Raw genomic sequence first — 23,363 nt, 5'->3', positions numbered from 1 at the left:
GCAGGGAGTTTTTAGCGTAGATTTTTGCGACGAGTGGAGTGCGAGCGCAGCGAGCACACCCGAGGAGTAAAAAGGTACCTTAGTAGCCCCGTTCGACGAGGTAGTCCGCGACCTGTTCGAGGCGGTGGTGTGCCTCGTTGTCCGGGAGGACGTCGAGGTGGGCTTTGGCTTCGGCGACGAGGTCGTTCGCGCACTCGCGGGCGTACTCGATGCTGCCGACCTCGCGGAGCTGTTCGACGGCGTCCTCGATGTCGGCATCCGTGACGTTCTCGGGGTCGTCGGCGTCCAGGAGGTCGTCGACGTCGACGCCGTGGTCGGCCGCGTGCAGCGTCACGACGGTCTTCTTGCCTTCGACGAGGTCCGAACCGCGCTGTTTGCCGAGCTGCTCGGACGGGACCGTGAGGTCCAGGACGTCGTCGTGAATCTGGAACGCCTGCCCGGCTTTGACGCCGTAGTCGTACAGCGCCTCGACGGTGTCGTCGTCGGCGCCCAGCAGGACCGCGGGAATCGACGCCGCCGCGGCGTACAGCACCGCAGTCTTGAGTTCCACCATCTCCATGTACTCGTTGGGAACGACGTCGGTTCGCGTCTCGAAGTCGACGTCGAGGGCCTGCCCCTCACAGATGTGCGTGCAGGTCTCCGCGAGCGTCTGCATCGCGCCCATGCCGCGCTCGGGCGGCGCGCCCGTCTGCAGCATGATCTCGAACGCCTTCGAGTAGAGCGTGTCGCCCGCGAGAATCGCGGTCTCGGTGTCGTACTCGCGGTGGACCGCCGGCACGCCGCGCCGGAGGTCATCGTCGTCCATAATGTCGTCGTGGATGAGCGTGAACGACTGGATGACCTCGATGGACACCGCCGCCGACATCACGTCCACCTCGCTGCCCGTCAGGTCGGGGAACTCCCGGTAGTCCGTGCTGCCGGGTTCGACGTCCGCCAGCGCCTCCGCGGTCAACAGCAGGACTGCGGGGCGCAGGCGCTTCCCGCCGGCTTCCAGGAGGTAGCGCGCCGCTTCGTAGAGGCGTTCGGGGCGCTGCGCCGGGAGGTCCTCGTCGATGGCGGCGTTGACCTTCTCGCGGCGCTCGCGGACCGCGCTGAGCACCGCTTGTTCGCGGGCGTTCTTGGACATCTACTCGACGAGTTGGATGGTGTTGCCGTTCGAGGTTACGTGGAGGTCGCGACCGACCTTGTACCCCTGACTCTCTGCGAGGCTGACGTACGGTGCGAAGCCCTTCATGTTCTGGTGGGCGGGGATGATGTGCTGGGGCTGGAGCGCCTGCATCATCTCGTAGTGGCCTTCCTCGCGGAGGTGGCCGGAGACGTGGATGTCGTCGTAGATGCGTGCGCCCTGCATGCGGAGGAGCTGTTCGGACTGGTAGCGCTGCCCCTCGTTGGTCGGCTCCGGGATGACGCGCGCCGAGAAGATGACCTTGTCACCGTTTTCGATGTCGTACGGCGTCTCGCCGCGGCCCATGCGGGTGAGCATCGCGCGGGGTTCGCCCTGGTGGCCCGTGACGATGGGCAGGAAGTTCTCCTTGCCCTCGTTCATCACGCGCTTGAACGCGCGGTCGACGCTCTTGCGGTGGCCGAACATCCCGAGGTCGTCCGGGAAGTTCACGCGGCCCATCCGCTCGGCGGTGCCGGAGTACTGCTCCATCGAGCGGCCGAGCAGAATCGGCTCGCGGCCGATGTCCTTCGCGAACTCGACGAGCGAAGACACCCGGGAGACGTGGCTGGAGAACGTCGTGGCAACGATGCCGCCGTCGTAGTCCTCCATGCTCTGAATCGCGTCCTTGAGGTGGCGTCGCGCCACGCTCTCGGAGGGTGTGCGGCCCTTTCGGCCCGCGTTCGTACAGTCCTCGATGTAACAGAGGACGCCCTCGCCCTCACGCCCGATTTCGCGGAAGCGGTCCATGTCGATGGGGTCTTCCAGCACCGGGTCGTGGTCGATGCGCTTGTCGAGGCCGTAGACGACCGAGCCCTCCGGCGTGTGGAGGACGGGGTTGATGGCGTCGATGATGGAGTGTGTGACGTGGACGAATTCGAGTTCGCACTCCTCGCCGATCTGCATCGTCTCGCCGGACTCCATCTCCACGAGCTCGTTGTCGACGCCGAATTTCTGTTCGCCCTCGATCTGGCCTTTCACGAGTTCGAGCGTGAACGGCGACGCGACGATGGGTGCGTCGTAGCGGTGGGCGAGCTTGCTGATTGCGCCGATGTGGTCGAGGTGACCGTGCGTCGGCACGATTGCTTGCACGTCACCCTCGAGGTCGGACATGACGCGGTCGTCCGGGATTGCGCCCATGTCGATGAGGTCGAGGCTGTGCATCTTCTCGGTCTCGACGTTGTCGTGAATCAGGACCTGCGAGAGGTTGAGGCCCATGTCGAAAATGACAATGTCGTCACCGGCTCGGACGGCAGTCATCTGCCGACCGACTTCTTCGTATCCGCCGATTGTTGCGATTTCGATTTCCATGGTTTTGAAGCACTGAAACCCCCGGTGGGGGGGAGTCGTGTCTGAAACAGCCGCGCGCTGGCGGCGGCGGCCGCGGCGTCTTACAGCCATCGGCCGCCGCCGCGTCAACGCACGCGACGCTGCTCTTGGCAGCCATACGTCCCGCGGTGTTAAAAACAGCGGGGATTGCCGCGGCGTCGAGCCGTCGGCCACAATCGCCTTGAGGGCGGCCGTCGTGGCCGCGTTCATGGCGAGTGCGACGTTCCACGTCTACGAGGACGAGGCCGGCCAGTATCGGTGGCGGCTCGTGCACCGCAACGGGAATATCATCGCGGACAGCGGTGAAGGCTACTCCTCGAAGCAGAAGGCCAAACAGGGGTTGCAAAGCGTCAAGGAGAACGCCCCGGACGCGGACGTGAAGGTCGGCGAACTCGACGAGGACCTGCGCGACTAACGTTTCTCAGCCCTCGATTCGCGTCCCGGCGTCCTCCCCGGCGAGGAATGCCGAGAGTGCGTCGGGACCGAACACGAACGCGGGCGCACCGAGTGCCAGCAGCGCGCGGACTTTTGCGGCCATCCCGCCAGTAACGTCGGTTGCGTCGCTACCACCCAGCGCCGCCGCGACGTCCTCGTAGTCCGTAATCTCGGGCACGACGTCACCGGCTTCGTCGAGGACCCCAGGGACCGTCGAGCAGAGGCCGACGCGGTCGGCGTCCAGTTCGCTGGCGACGTGCGTGACGAGTTCGTCGCCACTGACGATTGTCGCGCCTTCCCCAACCTGCGTGAGCACGTCGCCGTGCAGCACCGGCACAAAATTCTCGTCGAGCATCGCCGCGACCTGGTCGGTCGAGAATTGGAGGTCGCCCTCGGCGGTCCGGTAGCCGACCGAGAACGGATGGACCGGGACCGCGGGAACGCCCGCGTCCGCGAGCGCGCTCACGACCGCCGTGTTCAATTCCTCCATCGCGCTCGCGACGTCGCGTGCCGCGGCTGCGTCCTTTGAGCCCTCGCTGCTGGAGATGCCGTGTTCGGCCGCGTGCGGGTGGCCGAAGCTCCCACCGCCGTGTACCACGACGAGGTCGTCGACAGCTGCGTCGCCGAGCGCACCTGCGAGGTCCGCGAGGCGGTCGTCGGCGACGGTCTCGGGCTGGTCTTTCTCGGTGACGACGCTGCCACCGAGTTTCACGACGACCGTCATTCGACGCGCACGCCCTCCGTCGCGAGTTCGGCCTGGAACGACTGCTCGCACTCGGGAGCCAACGATAGTGCGGTCTCCACGCCGTCTTCCCGGTCGAGTGCGACGATGCAGCCGCCACCACCCGCACCCGTGAGCTTCGCACCGAGCGCACCACCGTCCCGGGCCGCCCACACGAGGTTGTCGAGCGAACGCGCGGAGACGCCCAGCGCCGAGAGCAGGCCGTGGTTGAAGTCCATCAGCCGACCGAGCGTGTCGAGGTCGCCGTCCGCGAGCGCCTGCTCGCCCTCCCGCACGAGATCGCCGATGGCTCCGACGGTGTCGGCCGCGAAATCGTACTCGTCGCGGAGGTCGCGCACGCCCGCCACGAGTTCGCCGGTGTCGTGGCTCGCGCCGTCGTAGCCGACAACGAACGGCAGGTCGGGCGCGTCGATGGCCCGGCAGTCGTCGCCCTCCACGCGGACCGCGCCGCCCATCGCCGAACAGAACGTGTCCGCGCGCGAAGCCTGCCCGTCCTGCACCTCGTGCTCGACGCGGTACGCGCGCTCGGCGACCGACTCCGGCGCGAGTTCGACGCCGAGCTCGCGCGTCGCGGCGTCGATGCCCGCGACGACAACCGCCGCGCTCGACCCCAGTCCCGCGCCGAGCGGAATCTCGCTCTCGATTTCCACGTCGAAGCCCGCGACTGGTTGGCCAGCGGCGTCGCGGGCCTGTTCGAGTGACTCTTCGACGTACCCCATCGCCGCCTCGATGAGCGGCGTCGGCACGTCCACGTCGGGCTGTTCGTCGCTCCCGGAGCCGTACTCGACGGTGAAGCCGTCCAGCGAGAGGTCGTCGGCGGACACCCGCACGCGGTCGTCGTCGCGGGCCGTCACGGTCACTCGCGCCCGTCGCTCGATGGCGCAGGGCACCGCGGGTTCCCCGTAGACGACGGCGTGCTCGCCGAAGAGGTAGACCTTCCCCGGCGCGCTCGAAGTCGTGGTCATACCTCCCGGTCGGGACCACGTCGTTACAGAACTTCCGGAACGCCCCGCCGCAGGCTTTTGCGTACGGGCCCCGAACGAGCGGCTATGCGCCCCGTCATCGACCACGTGCCGTTCGCTGCCAGCGACCTCGACGCCCTCGTCGAGCGATTCGAAGCCGCCGGCTTCGACCCCACGTACGGCGGCGCGCACCCCGACGCAGGCACGGAGATGGCGGCGCTCGTACTACCGGACGGTTCCTACCTCGAACTCGTCGCGCCTACGCGCGAGCACCCCGACCGCTGGCCCGCGTACTTCGACGCGGCCGATCCCGTCGCGGGCCCCTGCGACTGGTGCGTGGAGACTGGCAGCGTCCACGCCGAGTGCCAGCGCGTCATCGACCACGACGTCACAGTCCACGGTCCAATTCACGGCCGCCGCGAACGCCCGGACGGCACGCTCGTGGAGTGGGACCAGGCATTCCTCGGTGGTGACGACAGCCTCCTCCCATTCGTCGTCAGCGACCGCACGCCCCGCGAGTACCGCGTCCCCGACAGCGACCTCTACGGGTCGCCGGTTTCGGGGATTTCGTGGGTCGTCCTCGCGACCGACGACATCGCCAGCGCTATCGAGCGCTTCCAGCGACTCTACCGGCTCCCCGAACCGGACCACGACTACGACGACACCTACGGCGACCTCGCACGCTTCCCCGGACAAGATATCGTGCTCTGCGAGCCCGCCAGCGGGCGGGTCCGCGAGCGACTCGACCGGCTCGGTCCCGGTCCTGTCTCCGTGCTCTTGAGTGCGAATATCGACGACGCGCGCCACCGCCACCCTCTCGACGGTGGTCGCGAGTGGTTCGGGAGGCGCGTGCGCTTCGTTGACGGTCTCGACGGCTACCTCGGCGTCGTCTCGATATAGCCGTCGCTGGTCGGTCTATTAACTGAAAAGTACGAAGGCGGAAGCCGTGTTACAGGCCGTCCTCGAAGTCTTCGAGGGAGTACGTCGGCTCGGCACCGCGGCGGTCGAGCGTCTCGTTGGCGAGCAGCCAGTAGACGACCGACAGCGCGCGCCGCCCCTTGTTGTTCGTCGGGACGACGAGGTCGACGTTGCTCGTCTGGTTGTTAGAGTCGCACATCGCAATCACGGGGATGCCGACCGTGATGGCTTCCTTGACGGCCTGTGCGTCACCGATGGGGTCAGTGACGACGAGGACGTCCGGCTCGATGTAGCCGTCGTACTGCGGGTTCGTCAGCGTACCCGGGATGAACCGTCCTGTCCGGGCGCGTGCGCCGACCGCTTCCGCGAACTTCTCCGCGGGGAAGCGGCCGTACTGGCGCGACGACGTGACCAGAATCTGCTCTGGGTCGTAGTTCGCCAGGAAGTCGGCAGCCGTCCGGATGCGCTCGTCCGTCTTCGAGACGTCGAGCACGTACAGGCCGTCCGTGCGGACGCGGTGGATGAACCGGTCCATGTCGTTGGTCTTCTGCTGGGTACCGATGTGGACACCGGCGCCGAGGTAGTCCTCGACGGGGATGAGCAGGTCGGCCTCTTCGTCGGACATGACGTCCTCGGTGGCCGCCGCTCCCGGCTCCTCTTCGGTGGGCTGTTCGTCTGTCTGGGCGTCGCTCTCGGCGGCCTCAGCAGCAGGCTCGGCTGCCTGCTCCGCGGCGTCCTCGAGGTCGGCCTCTGTGTCGGATTCGTTCTCGCTCATGCTTCGTCCGCGATGCGGATGAGTTCGTTCAGCTTGGCAGTTCGCTCGCCGCCGACCGTCCCCGTCTTGATGAACGGGGCGTCGGTCGCCACGGCGAGGTGTGCGATGGTCGTGTCCTCGGTCTCGCCGCTGCGGTGGGAGACCACGGCCTCGTAGCCATTCCGGGACGCCAGCTCGATGGCGTCGAACGCATCGGAGAGCGTCCCGATCTGATTGGGCTTCACGAGGATGCTGTTGGCCGCGCCGATCTCGATGCCGTCGCGGAGTCGCTCGACGTTCGTCACGAACAGGTCGTCCCCGCAAACGAGCGTGTCGTCGCCGACGCGCTCGGTCAGCGCCGAGAATGCCGCGAAGTCGTTCTCGTCAAGGGGATCCTCGACGTACGCGAGGTCGTACTCCTCGACGAGGCCGACGACGTACTCGATTTGCTCCTCCGTGGAGCGAACCTCGTCGCCGTAGACGTACTCGTCGTCCTCGTAGCGCTCGGCGGCTGCCATGTCGAGACCGAACTGGACGTCGAAGCCGAACTCTTCGGCGACGTCGCTGGTGGCCTCGTCGACGACCTCGAAGGCGGTGGCGTCGTCGATGGACGGCGCCCACGCACCCTCGTCGCCTTTCGCGGCGGCCTCGCCGCGCTCTTCGAGGAGTTCGCCCACGCGCTCGTGGACGGCGGCGTTCGCGAACACGGCCTGCCGGACGCTCGGTGCGCCGACGGGGGCCGCGAGGAACTCCTGAATCGCAGTCGCGTCGGCGGCGTGTTCGCCGCCACCGACGACGTTCCCGAGCGGCACGGGGAAGTTCCGACCGCGGAAGGCGCCGCCGAGATGCTGGTACAGCTGCACACCGAGCACGTCCGCGGCGGCCTTCGCGGCCGCCATACTGACGGCGACCGCGCTGTTCGCCCCGACGTCGGAGAAGTCCTCCGTGCCGTCGCCGGCGTGCAGTGCGGCGTCGACGCCGCGCTGGTCGCCGGCGAACTCTCGGCCTTCGAGGCGCGGTGCGACGTGTTCGCGCGCTGCCGCAATCGCCTCCTCGACGGGGAGTTCGACGGCTTCGTGCTCGCCCGTGCTCGCGCCGGATGGCGCTGCCGCACGGCCGAACCCGCCGTCCGCGGTCACGACCTCGGCTTCCACGGTCTTGTTGCCGCGGGAGTCCAGAATCGGCCGGAATCGGACGGACTCGATGCGCGTCATCTCAGTTGTCCCTCCGGACAGTGAACGGGAGCGCGTCCGCGTCGTACTCCTCGGCCGCGATGAGGATGGGCTCGGTCTGGTCGGTATCGACCAGCACGGGCGCCCCGTACGACACCTGCAGCGCTCGCGCACCGATGATGCGGGCCTTCTCGTACCGATTGAAGTGTTGTGTGTCGCTCATTACTGGTAGGGCGAGACGACGTCCACGAGGTCCTGGTGGGAGACCATCATGCGTCGACAGCAGTGCCGGTCCACGCCGAGGTCGTCCAGCACGTCCGCTGGGTCCTCGTCGCCGTCGTGGGTCTCGGCGCGTGCCTTGAACTCTTCCCAGTACTCACCGACGACGTTACCGCACGTGAAACACCGGACTGGTACCATCATGATTTGGTCACCTCAGCGGTAGGACTTCTGGTAGCGGGCACGAGCGCCCGGGCCGCCCCACTTCTTGGACTCGGACTGCCGGACGTCGTTGACCAGCAGACTGCGGTCGAACTCACGGTACGCGTCCCGGAGCTCTGCGTCGCTGTAATGCTCGACCAGCCCGCGTGCGATGGCGGTGCGGACGGCGTCAGCCTGGCCCGCGAAGCCGCCACCCGAGACGTCGATGTCGACGTCGACGTCGTCTCGGAGGTCTTTGCCTGCGATGCGGAACGGCTCCAGCATCTTCAGGCGCGACATCTCCGGGTCGACGAGTTCGACGGGCGTGGAGTTGATTCGGACACGACCCTCGCCGTCGCTCACGGTCGCGCGAGCGACGGCCGTCTTCTTCTTACCGGACGTGTTGGTTACCATGTGACGTTAGCACCTAGTTCCTTGGAGACCTCGCCGACGGTGACGAAGCGAATCGTCGAGAGTCGGTCTAGCGACGTTCCCTCGATGACTTCGCTGTCCTCGTCGAACGGGTTACCGACGTACACGCGGACGTTCTCGAACGCCTCACGGCCGTCCTGCTGCTTGTACGGCAGCATGCCACGGATGGCGCGCTTGAAGACGCCGTCCGGGCGTTTCGGGTAGTACGGACCGCTGTCGGAGCCCAGCTCCGCGCGTTTGTTGTACGTCTCGAAGATGTCCTCCTTGGTGCCGGTGATGACTGCCTGCTCGGCGTTGACGACGGCGATCGTCTCGCCGTCGAGGGCGCGTTCGGCGACGTTGCTCGCCACGCGACCCATGATGCAGTCTCGCGCGTCGACGACCACGTCGGCGTCGAATTCTGCGAGACTCATCGAATCACCCGCACGTCGGATCCTTCGGGGTTCTGTTCGACTGCCTGTTCCAGATGGACGGCCTCGCCGTCGGCGTGCTCGATTTTCGTCTTCGCGCTGCCGGAGAAATCCACGGCAGCGACGGTGACGGACTTTCGAAGCGCGCCGGACCCCAGCACCTTGCCGGGGACGACGACGGTCTCGTCCTCGTTCGCGTAACGTTCGATACGACTCAGGTTCACCTCGGCGTGCGTGCGGCGCGGCTTCTCCAGCCGGCCAGCGACGTCGTGCCAGACGTCCGTGCCCGAATCTCGGGCGACGGACTTCAGTTCGGCGATGAGACTGCTGAGTCTCGGACTTGTCTTACTCATGCTCGTACTCCTGGAAAGTTGTGAGAAGTCGAGTGCAGGGAGCAGGATTTGAACCTGCGAACCCCTACAGGACAGCGCCCTGAACGCTGCGCCTTTGACCTAACTTGGCTATCCCTGCACGGCCGCGGTGGCGCTTCGCTTCTCCGTAGCTCCCGACCCTTCTTACCGATTTCGATTGCCGGGCCCGAGGCTCCCGGGGCAGGAGTGGACGTCGGCGCGGTAGTGTGGGTCGGAGCAATCATGTTATAGTTGGACTGCCTGTTCGAGTTCGTCCGCGCGGTCGACCAGGGAGTCGACTGCTCGGAGAACTAGCTCTGTCACGGGCATCGAGCCGTCGGATTCGACGTGGAAGACGAACGCGCCGGGGACGTCCTCGACTTCGAGCTCCTTACCGGGGTACCGGTTCGTGAGGTCGTTGTCGAAGTCGTCCGTCGGCACGAGCTCGCCGTCCTCCTCGATGACGCCCCGGAGCATCCGGGGTTCCTCGTCAGCGTATTCGTCGGCGTCGCCGACGACGTTCACGCGCTGGAGGTGTCGGTAACCGACTGCGACGCCGCCTTGGTGTTTGGCGTGGTCGCGGCCGTAGCCGAGTTCCGCGTCGGCTTCGAGTTCGAGGCGCTGGTCGTCTTTGAGCTCGATGATGGGGATGTTCTCGTCGGCGGCCTCCACTTCGGGGTCCTGACAGACCAGGTCCCCGGAGTACGCCGTCCCCGGGCCCTCGACGTCGAGCGCGAGCGTGACGGTGTCACCCTCGGCGAAGTCCTCGGGCGTCGTCAACGGGACGAGGCCGAGACGCAGCGCGAGCTGTTCGTCGAACATCACGCTGGAGTTCTCGACGAACCGGACGGTGTCGATGGACAGCGTCGGAACGTCGGCGATAATCGCTCGCCGAATGCCGTTCGCGAACGCCGGCGTGATGTTGCGAACGACGAACCGGGCTTCCCGGTCGTCGCGGTCGATGAATTCGACGTCGAAGTCCGTGCTCATTGCTTAGTACCCGCTGTTCTTCGGCGGACGCGTCCCGTCGTGGGGGACGGGCGTCACGTCCTCGATGCGGCCGATTTCGAGACCGGCGCGAGCGAGCGCTCGGATGGCAGCCTGCGCGCCCGGACCCGGGCTGCGCTGGAGGTTGCCACCGGGGCCGCGCACGCGAACGTGCACCTTGTCGATGCCCTGGTCTAAGACGTCTTCGGCGAGCTGTTCGGCCATCTGCATCGCGGCGTACGGCGACGCCTCGTCACGGTTCTGCTTCACCACGGTACCGCCACTCGACTTTGCGAGCGTCTCGGCGCCCGTCTCGTCGGTGACCGTCATGATGGTGTTGTTGAACGAGGCGTGAATGTGCGCGATGCCCCATTTGGTGTCGTCAGCCATATTGTGTTACTCCTGTGCACCGGCGCGAGCCGGGTGCAGTTCGTCTGTGAGATCGCTTCGTTCGTCGAACGCGATGGCGTCCTCCTCGGAGACGTCGACCTTGTAGGAGGGCTCCGTGACGCGACTCCCGTCGACCGTGATGTGGCCGTGGGAGATGAACTGTCGGGCCTGACCGACAGTGTTCGCGAGGCCCTCGCGGTAGACGACCGTCTGCAGGCGGCGTTCGAGGACGTCCGTCACGTCGAGCGACAGGACGTCGTCGAGACCCTCCTGGTTGGAGAGCACGCCGATGCGCTGCAGGCGCGAGACGAACTCCTCGCCGCTGGTGGCCTCCGTACGGCCGAGCAGGCGGCGCGCCTCGCGGCGGAAGTTGCGCAGTTCGGACTGCGCACGCCAGAGTTCCTCTTTGTTCTTCAGGCCGTACCGGGAGACGAGGTCGCTCTCCTCGGAGATGCGTTCGCCCTGATACGGGTGATTCGGCGTCTCGTAGAACTTGGTGTTCTCACCTGGGAGCGCCATTATTCTTCCTCACCCGCTGCTTCTTCTGCTGCCTGTTCTTCCTTGATAGCCTCGACGTTGACGCCGATGGTACCTTCCGTACGACCGGTGGACTTGGTGCGCTGACCGCGGACCTTCTGTCCGCGCTCGTGTCGGATGCCCTTGTAGGACCGAATCATCTGCATCCGATTGATGTCCTGGTCGCGCGTCAGGTTGACGTCGTTGCCGGTGACGTGCTGGGTCTCGCCGGAGTAAAAGTCGTTCCGACGGTTCGCGAGCCACTCCGGAGCGTGGTCTGCGAACTCGTTGACGGCCGCCTTGATGTCGTCGATGACATCGTCTTCGAGGCGACCAATCGTCGCGGTGCGGTCGACGTCCGCATTCTCCGCGACGACTCGCGAGACTCGTCGGCCGACTCCGTCGAGTTCCGCGAGCGCACGCTCGACGGACTTGGTACCGTCGAGGTCTGTCTGCCCGATGCGGACGAAGTACTGAATGTCCTCGTCCGCGTCTTGTTCTTCCGAACTCATGTTTTGATGTGTTGTGGAAAGGCGTCGTGGCGGGGATTTGAACCCCGGAGGCTTGCGCCACAGAGTTAGCAACCCTGCGCCTTGACCAGGCTAGGCTACCACGACACGCTTTCGGGTGTATCTTCGCCCTCTCGGACTCGGGACCCGACGCCCCTACAGTGACTGCGTTCTTGAGAAATCGCGGCCCGTACTTAAACATCACGAAAGGGCGTGGGTCGCGGACGACACGAAGTCCCACCCCGCGCGCCGGAAATCAGCAGTTTGCGGTCAGTCCGCCGACTCGGTGCCGCCGTCGGCGTACACCTCGACGTAGTCGTCGTTGACCTCCCAGCCGCCGTCGCCGTTCTCGACCATGTACTCGCCGTAGTACGGCACCCGGTTCTCGACGGTCTCACGGAACGCCTCCCGAATCTCGGCCTTCGACATCTCGCCCATCGACCGCAGGTCGTCGTTACGGTTCAGGCACCCCTTTAGGTAGCCTTCGTGTGTCACGCGCACGCGGTGACAGTTCGCGCAGAACTCCTCGTTGCCGACGGGGTCGACGATTTCAACCATCCCACCGTTTACGTAGTACCGCCGTCGGTCGTGCATCTCGCGGTGTTCGACGCGGTCTGCGCGCTCTTCGAGCCAGCCGTGGACGTCGTCGATATCGACGGCCCACTCCGGGTGGCCCGCGATTTCGGGCATGTACTCGATGAGCTGGAGCTGGAGCGCGTCGTTCTCCGCGACGTGGTCGACCATCTCCGGCACATAGCCTGCCGTCTTCCGGAACACGACCATATTCAGTTTCACAGGGTCGAGGCCCGCGTCCACGGCAGCCCGCACGCCCTCCAGTACTTTCTCGTAGGCCCCGCTCTTCGTGAGCGCCTGGAAGTCCTCGGCATCGAGGGCATCCTGCGAGACGTTCACGCGTTCGAGGCCAGCGTCCACGAGGTCCTCCGCGCGCCCGGGCAGGAACGTGCCGTTGGTCGTCATCGACACCTCTATCGAGTCCGGCGTACGCTCGATGATTTCCTCCAAGTCGTCGCGCAGCATCGGCTCACCGCCCGTGAGCTTCACCTTCTCGACGCCGAACTCCTCGACGACTTCGAGGAAGCGGACGACGTCGTCGGCGCTCATTTCGTGGTCCCGTGCGTCCATCGGGCCGCGCGTGTCCCCCAGTCCCTCGTTGTGACAGTAGACACAGTCGAAGTTACAGCGGTCCGTGAGGGAGACCCGGACGCCGGAGACCTCGCGCCCGAACGAGTCCGAGAGCATGCCAGAACGTGGCACGTACAGACGCTTAAACTCGTGGGTGCAAGCGGCGATTTCGTAACCTCGAGTGGTTACGCTCGGGGCGTGGTGTGCGGTCGCGGCCGCACGTTCGTTCGACACAACCCTTATCGGCGCACCGTCTCCTACTCGCGGGCATGAACGAAGACGACGTGCTGGACCTCCTCCGTGACGTCGAGGACCCCTCTCTCGACGACGACATCGTCTCCCTCGGTCTCGTCAACGACCTTGACGTCGACGGCGACAAAGTCACCCTCTCGCTCGCGCTCGGTGCGCCCTACTCGCCGACCGAGACGGACATCGCCGGCCGCGTCCGCGAAGTGCTCTCCGACGCCGGCCTCGAACCCGACCTCACCGCCGCCATCCCCGACCGCAACAGCGGCGACGTCCTCCCCGGCGTCAAGAACGTCATCGCGGTCGCCTCCGGGAAAGGCGGTGTCGGCAAGTCCACGGTCGCCGTCAACCTCGCTGCCGGTCTCTCCGACCGCGGCGCCCGCGTCGGCCTCTTCGACGCCGACATCTATGGCCCCAACGTCCCCCGAATGGTCGACGCCGACGACCACCCGCGCGCCACGGAGAGCGACACCATCGTCCCGCCCGAGCGCCACGGCATGAAACTCATGAGCATGGCGTTCATGGTCGGCGACGACGACCCCGTCATCTGGCGCGGTCCCATGGTTCACAAGGTCCTCACGCAACTCGTCGAGGACGTCGAATGGGGCAACCTCGACTACCTCGTCGTCGACCTCCCGCCGGGCACCGGCGACACCCAACTCACGATGCTCCAAACGGTCCCCCTCACCGGTGCCGTCGTCGTCACCACACCGCAGGATGTCGCCGTTGACGACGCCCGCAAGGGACTGCGCATGTTCGGTCGCCACGACACCACCGTCCTCGGCATCGCCGAGAACATGAGCGGGTTCGTCTGTCCGGACTGTGGCGGTACCCACGACATCTTCGGCAGCGGTGGCGGCCACGACTTCGCCGACGAGAACGAACTCCCGTTCCTCGGCTCCATCCCTCTCGACCCCAGCGTCCGCCAGGGCGGCGACACGGGGGAGCCGGTCGTCCTCGACGAAGACAACCAGACCGGCGAAGCGTTCCGCGGCTTCGTCGCCGAAACCGCCGACATGGTTGGGCTCGTCCACCGCCGCAACGCCAGCCGACCCGCCCAGCACTGACAACTCAGGACGATGTCTGACTACGACGACGCCGAGAAACGCGACGTACTCCGCGACGTCGCGGACGACCTCCGCGAGGAAGGCTCCGAAGAGGCCGAACGCATCGCCGCTATCGTCCATCGCGTCAGCGACATCTACGACGAAGACGAGGACGTCGACGCCCAACACGTCTACCTCAACATGCGGAACATTCTGCAGATCTCGGAACAGGGCGGAATCGAGCGCTAACTCGACCGTAGCCAGCGGACTCCCCCGATTAGTTAAGACGATGAGTACTGCGCCCGCGCGTCGTTCCGGCGGCGGGAGCGCCTTGTCGGCGACGTACCCTTCTCCGTACTGGTGTGCCGTCTCGTTGTTGTAGTCGCTCTCTACGATCGCACCAGAGGCTGGCACGAATTAGCCATTCCACGCGTTCCCGCTTCTTTCACGATATACAAAATTAAATCTACTAACTATTATGTATGATCCTACGGTTGAATTTCAAGTAGTATAATTACGGGGCTCGCCGACGTTCCGGCAGGTTCGCCGGGGGTTTCGGGTCCTGTACAGTATTCCTTAATCATCTTCTATTGTTAATGGATAGCAAACGATTTAGTGTGGGTCCGACCAACACCCTACTAACGGTCCGAGCACGGGCCAGAGGGTTACACTATGACTGATGACGAACTCATCTGGCGAGTGGCAGGGGGTTCCGGCGACGGAATCGACTCCACGAGTCAGAACTTTGCGAAGGCGTTGATGCGTTCAGGCCTCGACGTCTTCACGCACCGACACTACCCGTCCCGCATCCGCGGCGGCCACACGTACGTGGAGATTCGTGCGCGGGACGAGAACGTAACGTCGCGCGGCGACGGTTACAACTTCCTGCTCGCGCTCGGGGACTCGTTCGCACGCAACCCCAGCGAGCACGCCGTTTACGGCGACGAGGAAGTGAAGCCGCTCTCCGAGAACCTCGACGACCTCCGCGAAGGCGGGGTCATCGTCTACGACGAGGGCCTCCTCGACGTAGAGGACGTCCCGAATTTCGAGGAGCGCGCCGAGGAGAACAACTGGCACGTCTATCCGCTCGACCTCCGGTCGCTCGCCAAAGAGCACGGCCGCGAAGTCATGCGCAACACTGCTGGCGTGGGTGCGACGGCCGCACTCGTCGACATGGACCTCGACCACATCGAGGACCTGATGTCGGACGCGATGGGCGGCGAGATTCTCGAACAGAATCTCGAAGTCCTCCACGACGCCTACGAGCAGGTCAACGAGATGGAGCAGTCCCACGACCTGACAGTGCCCACCGGCGAACACGACGAGGAGCAGGTCCTCGTCTCCGGTAGCCACGGCATCGCGTACGCGGCCATCGACGCCGGCTGTCGGTTCATCGCCGGGTACCCGATGACGCCGTGGACGGACGTGTTCACCATCATGACGAACCTCCTGCCGGACATGGGCGGCATCTCCGAGCAGGTCGAGGACGAAATCGCGGCAGCGGCGATGGCGGTCGGCGCGAGCCACTCCGGCGTGAAGTCGATGTCCGGGTCGTCCGGTGGTGGTTTCGCGCTGATGAGCGAGCCGCTCGGTCTCGCGGAGATGACCGAGACGCCGCTGGTCCTGCTCGAAGCGATGCGCGCGGGTCCTTCCACGGGGATGCCGACGAAGCCCGAGCAGGCCGACCTCGAACACATCCTGTACACGAGTCAGGGTGACAGCCACCGCGTCGCCTTCGGGCCCAGCGACCCCAAGGAGTGCTACGAGCAGACGCGGACGGCGTTCGAAATCGCCTACGAGTACCAGATTCCGGCCATCGTGGTCTACGACCAGAAGCTCTCCGGCGAGTACCGGAACGTGGACGCGTCGTTCTTCGACCGCGACCCGAAGCCGGACCTCGGGAGCACGCTCACCGAGGACGAAATCGCGGAGGCACCCCACGACGACACCGGGAAGTTCGAGCGGTTCCGGACGGACGGCGTCGAGGACGGCGTCAGCCCGCGCTCCATCCCGGGACAGTCTGGCGGCCGCTACCTCGCGTCCGGCAACGAGCACTGGCCGACCGGCCACATCGCCGAAGACCCCGACAACCGCGTCGCGCAGGTCGAACGCCGGCTCCAGAAGCTCGACGCCATCGGCGACGACCTCGACGAGCGCGACCAGCAGGTCGTCTACGGCGACGAGGACGCGGACTTCGGGCTCATCGTCTGGGGCAGCCAGCAGGGCACCGTCGAGGAAGCCGTCGCACGCATGAACGACGACGGGAACAGCGTGAAGGCGCTGGGCGTCAGCGACCTCTCGCCGTTCCCGGTCGACGAGGTGCGGGAGTTCATCGAGAGCGTCGACGAAGCCATCGTCGTGGAGATGTCCTCGACGAAGCAGTTCCGCGGGCTCATCCAGAAGGAGCTCGGGAACGTCGACGGCAAGCTCTCCAGCCTCCTGAAGTACAACGGCAACCCGTTCGAGCCCGCCGAAATCGTCGAAGCGGTCGAGCTCGAACAGGACGGCGGCGGGGAACCGACCGCCCAAACTACCCTCGAACCTGCGGCAGGTGACTAATCCATGAGCAAAGCGTTCAGCGCAATCGGAGAGGATCGGGAGGTCGAACGGGACGAGTTCACGCCCGGCATCGAGCCGCAGCCGACGTGGTGTCCTGGCTGCGGTGACTTCGGCGTCCTGAAGGCGCTGAAGGGTGCGATGGCGGAACTCGGCAAGGACCCCGAGGAAGTGCTGCTGTGCACCGGTATCGGCTGCTCGGGGAAGCTCAACAGCTACTTCGAGAGTTACGGCTTCCACACGATTCACGGTCGGTCGCTCCCCGTGGCCCGCGCCGCGAAGCTCGCCAACGACGGCGTCGAAGTCGTCGCGGCGGGCGGCGACGGTGACGGCTACGGCATCGGCGGGAACCACTTCATGCACACCGCCCGGGAGAACCACGACATGACCTACATCGTGTTCAACAACGAGGTCTTCGGCCTCACGAAGGGCCAGACGTCGCCGACGTCGCCGAAGGGCCACAAGTCGAAGACCCAGCCTCACGGGAGCGCGAAGGACCCGATCCGCCCGCTCTCGATGAGCCTGTCGGCTGGCGCCTCGTACGTCGCCCGTACGGCGGCCGTCAACCCGAACCAGGCCCAGGAAATCATCGTGGAAGCCATCGAGCACGACGGCTTCTCCCACGTCGACTTCCTGACCCAGTGCCCGACGTGGAACAAGGACGCCAAGCAGTACGTCCCCTACGTCGACGTGCAGGACAGCGACGACTACGACTTCGACATCACCGACCGCCGCGAGGCGGCCGACCTGATGCACGAGACCGAGGACGCCCTCTACGAGGGCACCGTCCTCACCGGGCGCTACTACAAGGACGAGAACCGCAACTCCTACCAGGCAGAGAAGCAGCAGCGCGGCGACATGCCCGAGGAACCGCTCGCGGAGCGGTACTTCGACGAGGACTACGACTGGGAGCGCTCGTACGACTTCATCGAGCGCCACAAGTAGCGTTCCACTCCGGCCCGGCTCCAATTTCTTTCGCGCGAATCGCTCGAGTAGCCGACGGCTTCGGCGCGCGACCACGACGCTTCTCGCCCACGCGAGGTGACTTTCTCATTCGGAAGATATTTTTTCACAGGCACCAAAACGAGGGGTGTGAGCACCGAATCGACGGAAGACCGAATCCTCGCCGCACTCGAGGAGGACGCGCAGGCCTCGTACGCCGACATCGCCGCCCGCGCGGACGTCTCGAAGCCGACGGTCCGGAAGTACATCGACAAACTCGAAGACGAAGGCGTCATCGTCGGCTACTCGGCGGACGTCGACCCGAAGAAACTCTCCGGGCAGTCCATCGCGCTCGTGGGCATCGACGTGGCCTCCGAGCGGTACGTGGAGGCGACGCGCGACCTGAAGGACTTGAACGCCGTCCACGCGCTGTACACGTCCAGCGGCGACCACATGCTGATGGCCGAAGTCCGGGCCGCCGATGGGGACGCGCTCGGCGAAGTCATTAGCGACGAGATTCACGGCATCGACGGCGTCACTGCCGCCCACCCCTCGTTCCTGCAGGAGCGACTCAAGTAGCCGAACGACCCCTGCCGCCGGAGTTTTGCACGCGCCCCGCGAACGACGTGTATGGCGACTTTCGAGCGGGAGTTGCGGGTTCGCGCGCCGCTTGCCGACGTGTGGGCGTTCCACTCCACTATCGACGGCCTGCGGTCGTTGACGCCGGACTGGCTCGACCTGCGCGTCGAGGAAATCGAGCGCCCGGACGACGAACCCGAGGCGCACGTCCTCACGGCGGGCACGCGGATTCACGCGTCCGTGCAGCCGTTCGGCGTCGGGCCGCGGCAGACGTGGGTCTCGCACATCACCACCCGAGAGGAGGGCGAAGACACCGCGTACTTCGTGGACGTGATGGAGGAGGGGCCGTTCCCCGAGTGGGAGCACACGCACCTGTTCTACGCCGACGGCGACGAGACGCTGATTCGAGACCACGTCGAGTACCGTGCGCCAATCGGCGGTATCGGCGACGAGTTCGCGCGCCTCGGGCTCGCGCCGATGTTCTGGTACCGCCACCGCCGGACGCGGGACATTCTGGACGGGCCGTAGGTTTAACCGGTGAGCGGGAGAACATACAACTATGACACACGTCATCGTCGTCGGCGGCGGTCCCGCCGGCCTGAGCGCGGCGCTGTTCACGGCGAAAAACGACCTCGAGACGACCGTCTTCGACACCGACGAGACGTGGATGCACAAAGCCCACCTCTTCAACTACCTCGGCATCGACTCCGAGGACGGCACGGCGTTTATGGAGAGCGCCCGCGAGCAGGTCGACAAATTCGGCGTCGACCGCCACCAGGGCGAGGAAGTTACGGGCGTCGAGCAGTCCGGTGACGGGTTCGCGGTGACGACCGAAGACGGCGAGTACGAAGCGGACTACGTCGTGCTCGCGACGGGTGCGAGCCGCGACCTCGCCGAAGACCTCGGTGCCGCGTTCACCGACGAGGGCGTCGTCGACGTGGACGTCGACATGGAGACGAGCGTCGAGGACGCCTACGCGACTGGCGCCATGGTACGCGTCGAGGAGTGGCAGGCAGTCATCTCAGCCGGCGACGGCGCTGCGGCCGCGCTCAACATCCTCTCAAAGGAGAAAGGCGAACACTACCACGACTTCGACACGCCCGCGGACGCCGAGTGACCGGTCGGCCACTCGTGCCCGCGCTCACTATCGTTCGCACGGACGCGGAATAACTCTCTCCCGACTCCCGCGAGCGCAATCTCTTTTGCTGCGGCCGGTAACGTCCAGCCGTGAGTGCCGACGACCCCGTCGTGCCGCCGATGGCCGCCGTCGCTGTCGCCGTCGTCGCGGTGAGCACGAGCGCCATCCTCGTGGAGCTCAGCGACGCGCCGCGCGTGTTGAAGGCGGGCTACCGGGTGTTGTTCACGACCGCGTTCGTCGCGCCGTTCGCGTTCCGCGAGCGCCGCGAATTCGCCGACGTTTCGGGTGCGGACTGGCTGGTCGTGAGCGTCGCGGGCGTGCTGTTGGCGGTTCACTTCGCGTCGTGGTTCGCGTCCATCGAATTCACGAGCATCGCGGCGTCGACGACACTCGTGCAGACGCAGCCGGCGTTCGTCGCGGTGGGTGCGTGGCTGCTGTTGGACGAGCGCGTCGGCGCGCGCATCGTCGGCGGCATCCTCGTCGCTATTGCGGGTTCGGTGCTGTTGTCGGCGGGCGACTTCCTCACGGGAAGTGCAGTCGGGTCGGCGCCGAACCTTGGGAACGCGCTCGCGGTCGTCGGAGCCGTGGCTGGCGCGGGGTACGTGCTCGCAGGGCGGTCGGTCCGCCAGCGTCTCTCCTTAGCGCCGTACGTGTTCGCCGTCTACGGCGTCTGCACGGTCGTGTTGTTCGCGGTGGCAGTCGCGCTTGGGCTGCCGCTCGTCGACTATCCGGCCCGCGAGTGGGCGCTGTTCGTCGCGATGGCCGTCGGCCCCGGGCTGTTCGGCCACACGCTCGTCAACTGGGCGCTGAAGTACGTCGAGTCCAGCGTCGTGAGCGTCTCGCTGCTCGGCGAGCCGGTCGGGAGCACGCTGCTTGCACTCGCTGTCTTCGGGCAGGTACCCGGCGTGTTCACCGTCGCGGGCGGCGCCGTGGTCCTCGTCGGCATCGCAGTCACGACGACGGGGCGCGCGACGTGACCGCAGGTATGCAGCCGACTCGGCGGATGTCACTTGGCCACGCGGATTTATGAGTCGGGCACCACACGGACCAGATACGTAGCGATGGCTGACGACGCTGCTCCCCCACTGCCGGACATCGTTGATCGCGTCGACGAGCGCGCGCTCACGCTGACGCTGTACAACGTCGACGTACCGCGGTCCGTGCTGCAGGACATCCAGTCGTACTTTGCGGTGCAGTCGGTGGACTTGCGGCGCGCCGCCACCGACGACGGCATCCCACGCAATTTTGTCGTGCTCCACGACGACAGCGAGTACCTCGCGGCGTCGTCGCTGAAGTCGCTGTACCGGGTGGTCCGGCCGGACTCCCCGCTCATCGACGTCTCCGCCCCGGAGGAGATCGAGTACCCAGAACTGTTCCGCCACATCGACCAGTCGGTGTTTACCGACTACGGCCGCGACCGAATGGTCGTCGCCTCCCGCGAAATCGAGTCGAGTGCCCACCAGCTCGGGGGAACGCTGCACGCGGGCTTCCAGCGGCTGTCGAACCTGCGGCCGCAGTACCGGTTCTACGAACGGCTCGCGGCCGCGGGCGTCGACACCCACATCTACGGGCGGCCGAACTGGACGGTGCCGACCGACGCCCACACGATTCACGCCTACGAGGACGACGAAATTACGGACACGTGGTTCGTGGTGTTGGACGCCAAAAGCGACGACGACAAGCGCGCACTGCTCGCCGAAGAGCGTGACGACAACCAGTTCTACGGCTTCTGGACATTCAACGCGGCCATCGTCGACACGATTCTCGCTCGACTCAACGCGTTCCCGGCGACAGGGCCCGCGTAGCTAGTCTTCCTGGAACGCCGCCCGCCACGCCTTCGGGACCGGATGGCTCTTTCCAGTATCCGAGTTGATTGTGACCTGTACGGACTCGGCTTCGACGGCGACGCTGTTCTCGTGGCGAATTTCGTAGGCCATCGTGAAACTCGACCCGCCGACGTCGGTGACGTCGATCGCGACCTCGACCGATTCGGCGTGCCGGACAGGTTCGACGAAGTCCACGTCAAGGTGCGCGACGACCATCGAGAGGTTCTCCATCGACAGTCCCGCGTGCTCCGTGAGGTATGCGACGCGCGCTTCCTCCAGGTAAGTGACGTAGACGGCGTTGTTGACGTGCCCGAGCGTGTCGTGGTCCTGATACCGCACGTCGACCGTGGTCGTGAACGGAAACTCGGTCATCGTCGGCAGTGTGCCGGCCGGCGGCTTAATGCCCGGGGTTCGGCGCCGTGTCAGGCCTGTTCGCTGCCGGACTCCGTGACACGGACGCCCTTCGCGGCGAGGTGGCGCATCCGGCTGCGGGCGTCGTCCTCCTCCTCGGTCCCGCGCGTCGCGAGCACGAACAAAAGCGACTGGCCACCCGGTCGCATCGTCCGCCCGGCACGCTGGGCACCCTGCCGGCGGCTCCCGCCCAAGCCCGAGGCGACGATTGCGAGTTCGGCGTCCGGCAGGTCGATTCCCTCGTCGCCGATGCGAGAGACGACGAGCGTGTTCAGCGCGCCCGTGCGGAATCGGTCGAACAGCGCCTCCCGTTCGGCGTGGCGGGTCTCCCCGCTGACGAACGGCGCGTCGATGGCTTCCGCGAGTCGCTCACCCTGTTCGAGGTAGTCCACGAACACGAGCGCCTGCTTGTCAGCGTGCTGGCGCAGCAGGTGTTGGACCTCCTCGTCTTTCGCGGGATTCTCCGCGGCGAGCCGACGGCGCGTATGCCCGCTCTCCGCGGCGTACTCGTAGCGGGCATCGTCGTCGCGCCACGGCACGTACCGAATCTCGACGGTGGGTTCAGCGACGTAGCCCGCGTCGAACAGCGCGTCCCAATCCGTGCCAATCGGCGGCCCGACCAGCGTGTAGATGTCTTCTTCCTTGTCGTCCTCGCGGACCGGCGTTGCGGTGAGCCCGAGGCGGTGCTTGCTCTGGAGGTCCGCCGACCGGCGCGCGACCTCCGCGGGGATGTGGTGGACTTCGTCGTAGACGACCAGTCCCCACTCCCGATCGTCGAAGACGTGGCGGTGGCGGTCCATCCCCGCGGTCTGGTACGTGGCGATGGTGACGGGGCGCACGTTCTTCGTGCCGCCGTGATACTCACCGATTTGGTCGCGTTCGAGGTTCGTGTGCGCGAGCAACTCCTCGCGCCACTGCGCCGCGAGTTCACGGCTCGGCACCAGAATCAGCGTCTCGCCGCCGACGGTTTCGAGCACACCCATCGCGGCGACAGTCTTCCCCGACCCCGGCGGCCCGACGAGCACGCCTGAACTCGCATCGACGAACCGTTCCACCCAATCCTGCTGGTAGTCCCGGAGTTCGAGATCGAGGTCGACGTCTAGGGGCTCCCCAGTTTCGAGGTCGCGCTCGTCCTGGACGGGGTAGCCGGCCTCGTAGAGCGTGCGCTTCAGTTCCGCGACCTTGTTCTCGGCGACCCACGCCTCCGTGTCCGAGATGGGCGCGCGAATTACGTCGTCGGCGAGGTGCTGGTCGGCGACGTTCCCGAGCAGGCTCTCGGTCTTCGCTTCGAGGACGACGTAGCCGTCCTCGTGCGTCACGAGCCTGAACCGCGTCGCGCGCGTCCACTGCTCTTCAACCCAGTCCTTCAGCCCGGGGCAGTCCCGCGGGAGCACGCGGTCCATCGCCGCCAGCAGGTCGCCAAGGCTCTCGAACGGCGCCGCCCACACGTCCTCCTCACGGACGACGTACCGGTAGCTGCCCGTACGCGTCGTGTCCGCGAGGTGCGCGAACCGCGACAGCTGGGCGCGCGTGAACTGCGCGGGCTGGTCGACGACGATCTCCCGGCGGTCCGGAAACGGCACGACCCGCTCGCGGTCCGTCAGTTCCAGCCAGTCCCGCGGATACCACACCACCGGGTCGTTCTCCACGTCCGCGCGCTCCACGTCGCCCGATTCAGCGAGTTCGGCGAGGGCGTCGGCAGCCGCCGCCTGCGTCCAGTCGAGTTCCCGGGCGACCTGCGCGGCGGTCGCGACCGGCCGACCCACGGCTTCGAGGGCGTCGTGGAACGCCTCCTTGGAGATGTCAGTCACTGCAGCGTCGTAGGGCGCGCGTGGAAAAACGGGTTTCGGGTCTAGGTGTCGGAATCGCTCCTGAATTTGTCGCTCTCTCGCACACCTGAAAGCCCTCGGTGTCCACGACTCGGGCGGCTCTCACGGCTCGCTACGCTCACCGTTCGAGAACGTCGAGGCCTCCCTCCGGTCGGCCTC

Annotated in this window: 29 protein-coding genes and 2 tRNA genes; 11 read left to right on the top strand and 20 right to left on the bottom strand. The window is 66.2% G+C overall.

Annotated elements, in window-relative coordinates:
• Positions 1 to 79: 79 nt before the first annotated feature.
• Together idsA3 and LPA44_RS07830 are read right to left on the bottom strand one after the other, a co-directional pair.
• Positions 80 to 1,126 (bottom strand): geranylfarnesyl diphosphate synthase, encoded by a 1,047-nt coding sequence (idsA3, locus tag LPA44_RS07835; RefSeq protein WP_230889027.1) that lies wholly within the window; start codon positions 1,124 to 1,126, stop codon positions 80 to 82.
• Positions 1,127 to 2,473 (bottom strand): ribonuclease J, encoded by a 1,347-nt coding sequence (locus tag LPA44_RS07830; protein ID WP_230889026.1) that lies wholly within the window; start codon positions 2,471 to 2,473, stop codon positions 1,127 to 1,129.
• Between the two features lie 226 nt (positions 2,474 to 2,699).
• On the opposite strand from LPA44_RS07830, the gene LPA44_RS07825 reads away from it, so the two are divergent.
• A complete protein-coding gene (locus LPA44_RS07825) occupies positions 2,700 to 2,906 on the top strand; it encodes an HVO_2922 family protein (RefSeq protein WP_442903373.1) in 207 nt (68 codons plus the stop codon).
• Between the two features lie 6 nt (positions 2,907 to 2,912).
• On the opposite strand, the gene LPA44_RS07820 is transcribed toward LPA44_RS07825, so the two are convergent.
• Positions 2,913 to 3,650 carry an isopentenyl phosphate kinase gene (locus LPA44_RS07820; RefSeq protein ID WP_230889025.1) on the bottom strand — a complete coding sequence of 246 codons (738 nt, stop codon included), beginning with the start codon at positions 3,648 to 3,650 and terminating at the stop codon, positions 2,913 to 2,915.
• Entirely contained in the window at positions 3,647 to 4,633 is a 987-nt protein-coding gene (mvk, locus tag LPA44_RS07815) for a mevalonate kinase (protein ID WP_230889024.1), read from the bottom strand. Before mvk ends, LPA44_RS07820 begins: the two co-directional genes overlap by 4 nt.
• 84 nt (positions 4,634 to 4,717) lie before the next feature.
• On the opposite strand from mvk, the gene LPA44_RS07810 reads away from it, so the two are divergent.
• Positions 4,718 to 5,530, top strand: a complete 813-nt coding sequence (locus LPA44_RS07810; protein WP_230889023.1) for a VOC family protein — start codon at positions 4,718 to 4,720, stop codon at positions 5,528 to 5,530.
• A 49-nt stretch (positions 5,531 to 5,579) separates the two neighbouring features.
• Here LPA44_RS07810 and rpsB read toward each other — a convergent pair whose 3' ends face one another.
• The 14 genes from rpsB to moaA all read right to left on the bottom strand — a co-directional run bounded on the left by rpsB (position 5,580) and on the right by moaA (position 12,748).
• Positions 5,580 to 6,323 carry a 30S ribosomal protein S2 gene (gene rpsB / locus LPA44_RS07805; protein WP_230889022.1) on the bottom strand — a complete coding sequence of 248 codons (744 nt, stop codon included), beginning with the start codon at positions 6,321 to 6,323 and terminating at the stop codon, positions 5,580 to 5,582.
• Positions 6,320 to 7,516, bottom strand: coding sequence for a phosphopyruvate hydratase (gene eno, locus LPA44_RS07800; protein ID WP_230889021.1), 1,197 nt, complete (start codon positions 7,514 to 7,516; stop codon positions 6,320 to 6,322). Before eno ends, rpsB begins: the two co-directional genes overlap by 4 nt.
• Position 7,517: 1 nt before the next feature.
• Positions 7,518 to 7,697: a DNA-directed RNA polymerase subunit K gene (locus LPA44_RS07795; protein WP_058983662.1), complete on the bottom strand. Its 180-nt coding sequence runs from the start codon at positions 7,695 to 7,697 to the stop codon at positions 7,518 to 7,520.
• Entirely contained in the window at positions 7,697 to 7,897 is a 201-nt protein-coding gene (locus tag LPA44_RS07790) for a DNA-directed RNA polymerase subunit N (RefSeq protein WP_058983661.1), read from the bottom strand. The genes LPA44_RS07795 and LPA44_RS07790 overlap by 1 nt, the downstream gene beginning before the upstream one ends.
• A 12-nt stretch (positions 7,898 to 7,909) precedes the next feature.
• Positions 7,910 to 8,308: a 30S ribosomal protein S9 gene (locus LPA44_RS07785; RefSeq protein WP_230889020.1), complete on the bottom strand. Its 399-nt coding sequence runs from the start codon at positions 8,306 to 8,308 to the stop codon at positions 7,910 to 7,912.
• On the bottom strand, positions 8,302 to 8,739 hold the full coding sequence (locus tag LPA44_RS07780) for a 50S ribosomal protein L13 (RefSeq protein WP_230889019.1): 438 nt from the start codon (positions 8,737 to 8,739) through the stop codon (positions 8,302 to 8,304). Before LPA44_RS07780 ends, LPA44_RS07785 begins: the two co-directional genes overlap by 7 nt.
• Complete coding sequence (locus tag LPA44_RS07775; protein ID WP_059057180.1) at positions 8,736 to 9,089, bottom strand: 50S ribosomal protein L18e; 354 nt, start codon at positions 9,087 to 9,089, stop codon at positions 8,736 to 8,738. The genes LPA44_RS07780 and LPA44_RS07775 overlap by 4 nt, the downstream gene beginning before the upstream one ends.
• A gap of 33 nt (positions 9,090 to 9,122) precedes the next feature.
• A tRNA-Leu gene (locus LPA44_RS07770) sits at positions 9,123 to 9,207 on the bottom strand.
• 125 nt (positions 9,208 to 9,332) lie between these two features.
• Positions 9,333 to 10,076, bottom strand: coding sequence for a DNA-directed RNA polymerase subunit D (locus LPA44_RS07765; protein ID WP_230889018.1), 744 nt, complete (start codon positions 10,074 to 10,076; stop codon positions 9,333 to 9,335).
• A gap of 3 nt (positions 10,077 to 10,079) precedes the next feature.
• Complete coding sequence (locus LPA44_RS07760) at positions 10,080 to 10,463, bottom strand: 30S ribosomal protein S11 (RefSeq protein WP_058983656.1); 384 nt, start codon at positions 10,461 to 10,463, stop codon at positions 10,080 to 10,082.
• A 6-nt stretch (positions 10,464 to 10,469) separates the two neighbouring features.
• Positions 10,470 to 10,982, bottom strand: a complete 513-nt coding sequence (locus LPA44_RS07755; RefSeq protein WP_230889017.1) for a 30S ribosomal protein S4 — start codon at positions 10,980 to 10,982, stop codon at positions 10,470 to 10,472.
• Complete coding sequence (locus LPA44_RS07750) at positions 10,982 to 11,491, bottom strand: 30S ribosomal protein S13 (protein WP_230889016.1); 510 nt, start codon at positions 11,489 to 11,491, stop codon at positions 10,982 to 10,984. The genes LPA44_RS07755 and LPA44_RS07750 overlap by 1 nt, the downstream gene beginning before the upstream one ends.
• A gap of 22 nt (positions 11,492 to 11,513) precedes the next feature.
• Positions 11,514 to 11,596 (bottom strand) — tRNA-Ser (locus LPA44_RS07745).
• Positions 11,597 to 11,758: 162 nt separating this feature from the next.
• Positions 11,759 to 12,748: a GTP 3',8-cyclase MoaA gene (gene moaA, locus LPA44_RS07740; protein ID WP_230889015.1), complete on the bottom strand. Its 990-nt coding sequence runs from the start codon at positions 12,746 to 12,748 to the stop codon at positions 11,759 to 11,761.
• Between the two features lie 152 nt (positions 12,749 to 12,900).
• Here moaA and LPA44_RS07735 point away from each other — a divergent pair, with 152 nt between their 5' ends.
• From LPA44_RS07735 to LPA44_RS07695, 9 genes are all read left to right on the top strand, one after another.
• Positions 12,901 to 13,944: an Mrp/NBP35 family ATP-binding protein gene (locus tag LPA44_RS07735; RefSeq protein ID WP_230889014.1), complete on the top strand. Its 1,044-nt coding sequence runs from the start codon at positions 12,901 to 12,903 to the stop codon at positions 13,942 to 13,944.
• Between the two features lie 12 nt (positions 13,945 to 13,956).
• Complete coding sequence (locus tag LPA44_RS07730; RefSeq protein ID WP_230889013.1) at positions 13,957 to 14,172, top strand: hypothetical protein; 216 nt, start codon at positions 13,957 to 13,959, stop codon at positions 14,170 to 14,172.
• Positions 14,173 to 14,595: 423 nt separating this feature from the next.
• Positions 14,596 to 16,482 carry a 2-oxoacid:acceptor oxidoreductase subunit alpha gene (locus tag LPA44_RS07725; protein ID WP_230889012.1) on the top strand — a complete coding sequence of 629 codons (1,887 nt, stop codon included), beginning with the start codon at positions 14,596 to 14,598 and terminating at the stop codon, positions 16,480 to 16,482.
• 3 nt (positions 16,483 to 16,485) lie between these two features.
• Positions 16,486 to 17,424, top strand: a complete 939-nt coding sequence (locus LPA44_RS07720; protein ID WP_230889011.1) for a thiamine pyrophosphate-dependent enzyme — start codon at positions 16,486 to 16,488, stop codon at positions 17,422 to 17,424.
• A 147-nt stretch (positions 17,425 to 17,571) separates the two neighbouring features.
• Positions 17,572 to 18,000, top strand: a complete 429-nt coding sequence (lrpA1, locus tag LPA44_RS07715) for an HTH-type transcriptional regulator LrpA1 (RefSeq protein WP_230889010.1) — start codon at positions 17,572 to 17,574, stop codon at positions 17,998 to 18,000.
• 51 nt (positions 18,001 to 18,051) lie between these two features.
• Positions 18,052 to 18,528, top strand: a complete 477-nt coding sequence (locus LPA44_RS07710; protein ID WP_230889009.1) for an SRPBCC family protein — start codon at positions 18,052 to 18,054, stop codon at positions 18,526 to 18,528.
• A 31-nt stretch (positions 18,529 to 18,559) separates the two neighbouring features.
• The gene (locus LPA44_RS07705; RefSeq protein ID WP_230889008.1) at positions 18,560 to 19,117 is read left to right on the top strand and encodes an NAD(P)/FAD-dependent oxidoreductase; all 558 of its coding nucleotides are present in this window, start codon (positions 18,560 to 18,562) and stop codon (positions 19,115 to 19,117) included.
• 140 nt (positions 19,118 to 19,257) lie between these two features.
• Entirely contained in the window at positions 19,258 to 20,115 is an 858-nt protein-coding gene (locus LPA44_RS07700) for a DMT family transporter (RefSeq protein WP_230889175.1), read from the top strand.
• An 84-nt stretch (positions 20,116 to 20,199) separates the two neighbouring features.
• Entirely contained in the window at positions 20,200 to 20,943 is a 744-nt protein-coding gene (locus LPA44_RS07695; protein ID WP_230889007.1) for a DICT sensory domain-containing protein, read from the top strand.
• Here the strand turns inward: LPA44_RS07695 and LPA44_RS07690 are convergent, their stop codons facing one another.
• Positions 20,944 to 21,336 carry an acyl-CoA thioesterase gene (locus LPA44_RS07690; protein ID WP_230889006.1) on the bottom strand — a complete coding sequence of 131 codons (393 nt, stop codon included), beginning with the start codon at positions 21,334 to 21,336 and terminating at the stop codon, positions 20,944 to 20,946. It abuts the gene before it with no gap.
• A 50-nt stretch (positions 21,337 to 21,386) separates the two neighbouring features.
• On the bottom strand, positions 21,387 to 23,186 hold the full coding sequence (locus tag LPA44_RS07685) for a DEAD/DEAH box helicase (RefSeq protein ID WP_230889005.1): 1,800 nt from the start codon (positions 23,184 to 23,186) through the stop codon (positions 21,387 to 21,389).
• Between the last annotated feature and the right edge of the window lie 177 nt (positions 23,187 to 23,363).

Origin of the sequence: Halobacterium sp. KA-4 (assembly GCF_021028995.1) — an archaeon.
Classification (GTDB): domain Archaea; phylum Halobacteriota; class Halobacteria; order Halobacteriales; family Halobacteriaceae; genus Halobacterium.
The sequence above is the reverse complement of the archived record's forward strand: the minus strand, read 5'-3'. Positions and strand labels throughout refer to the sequence as shown.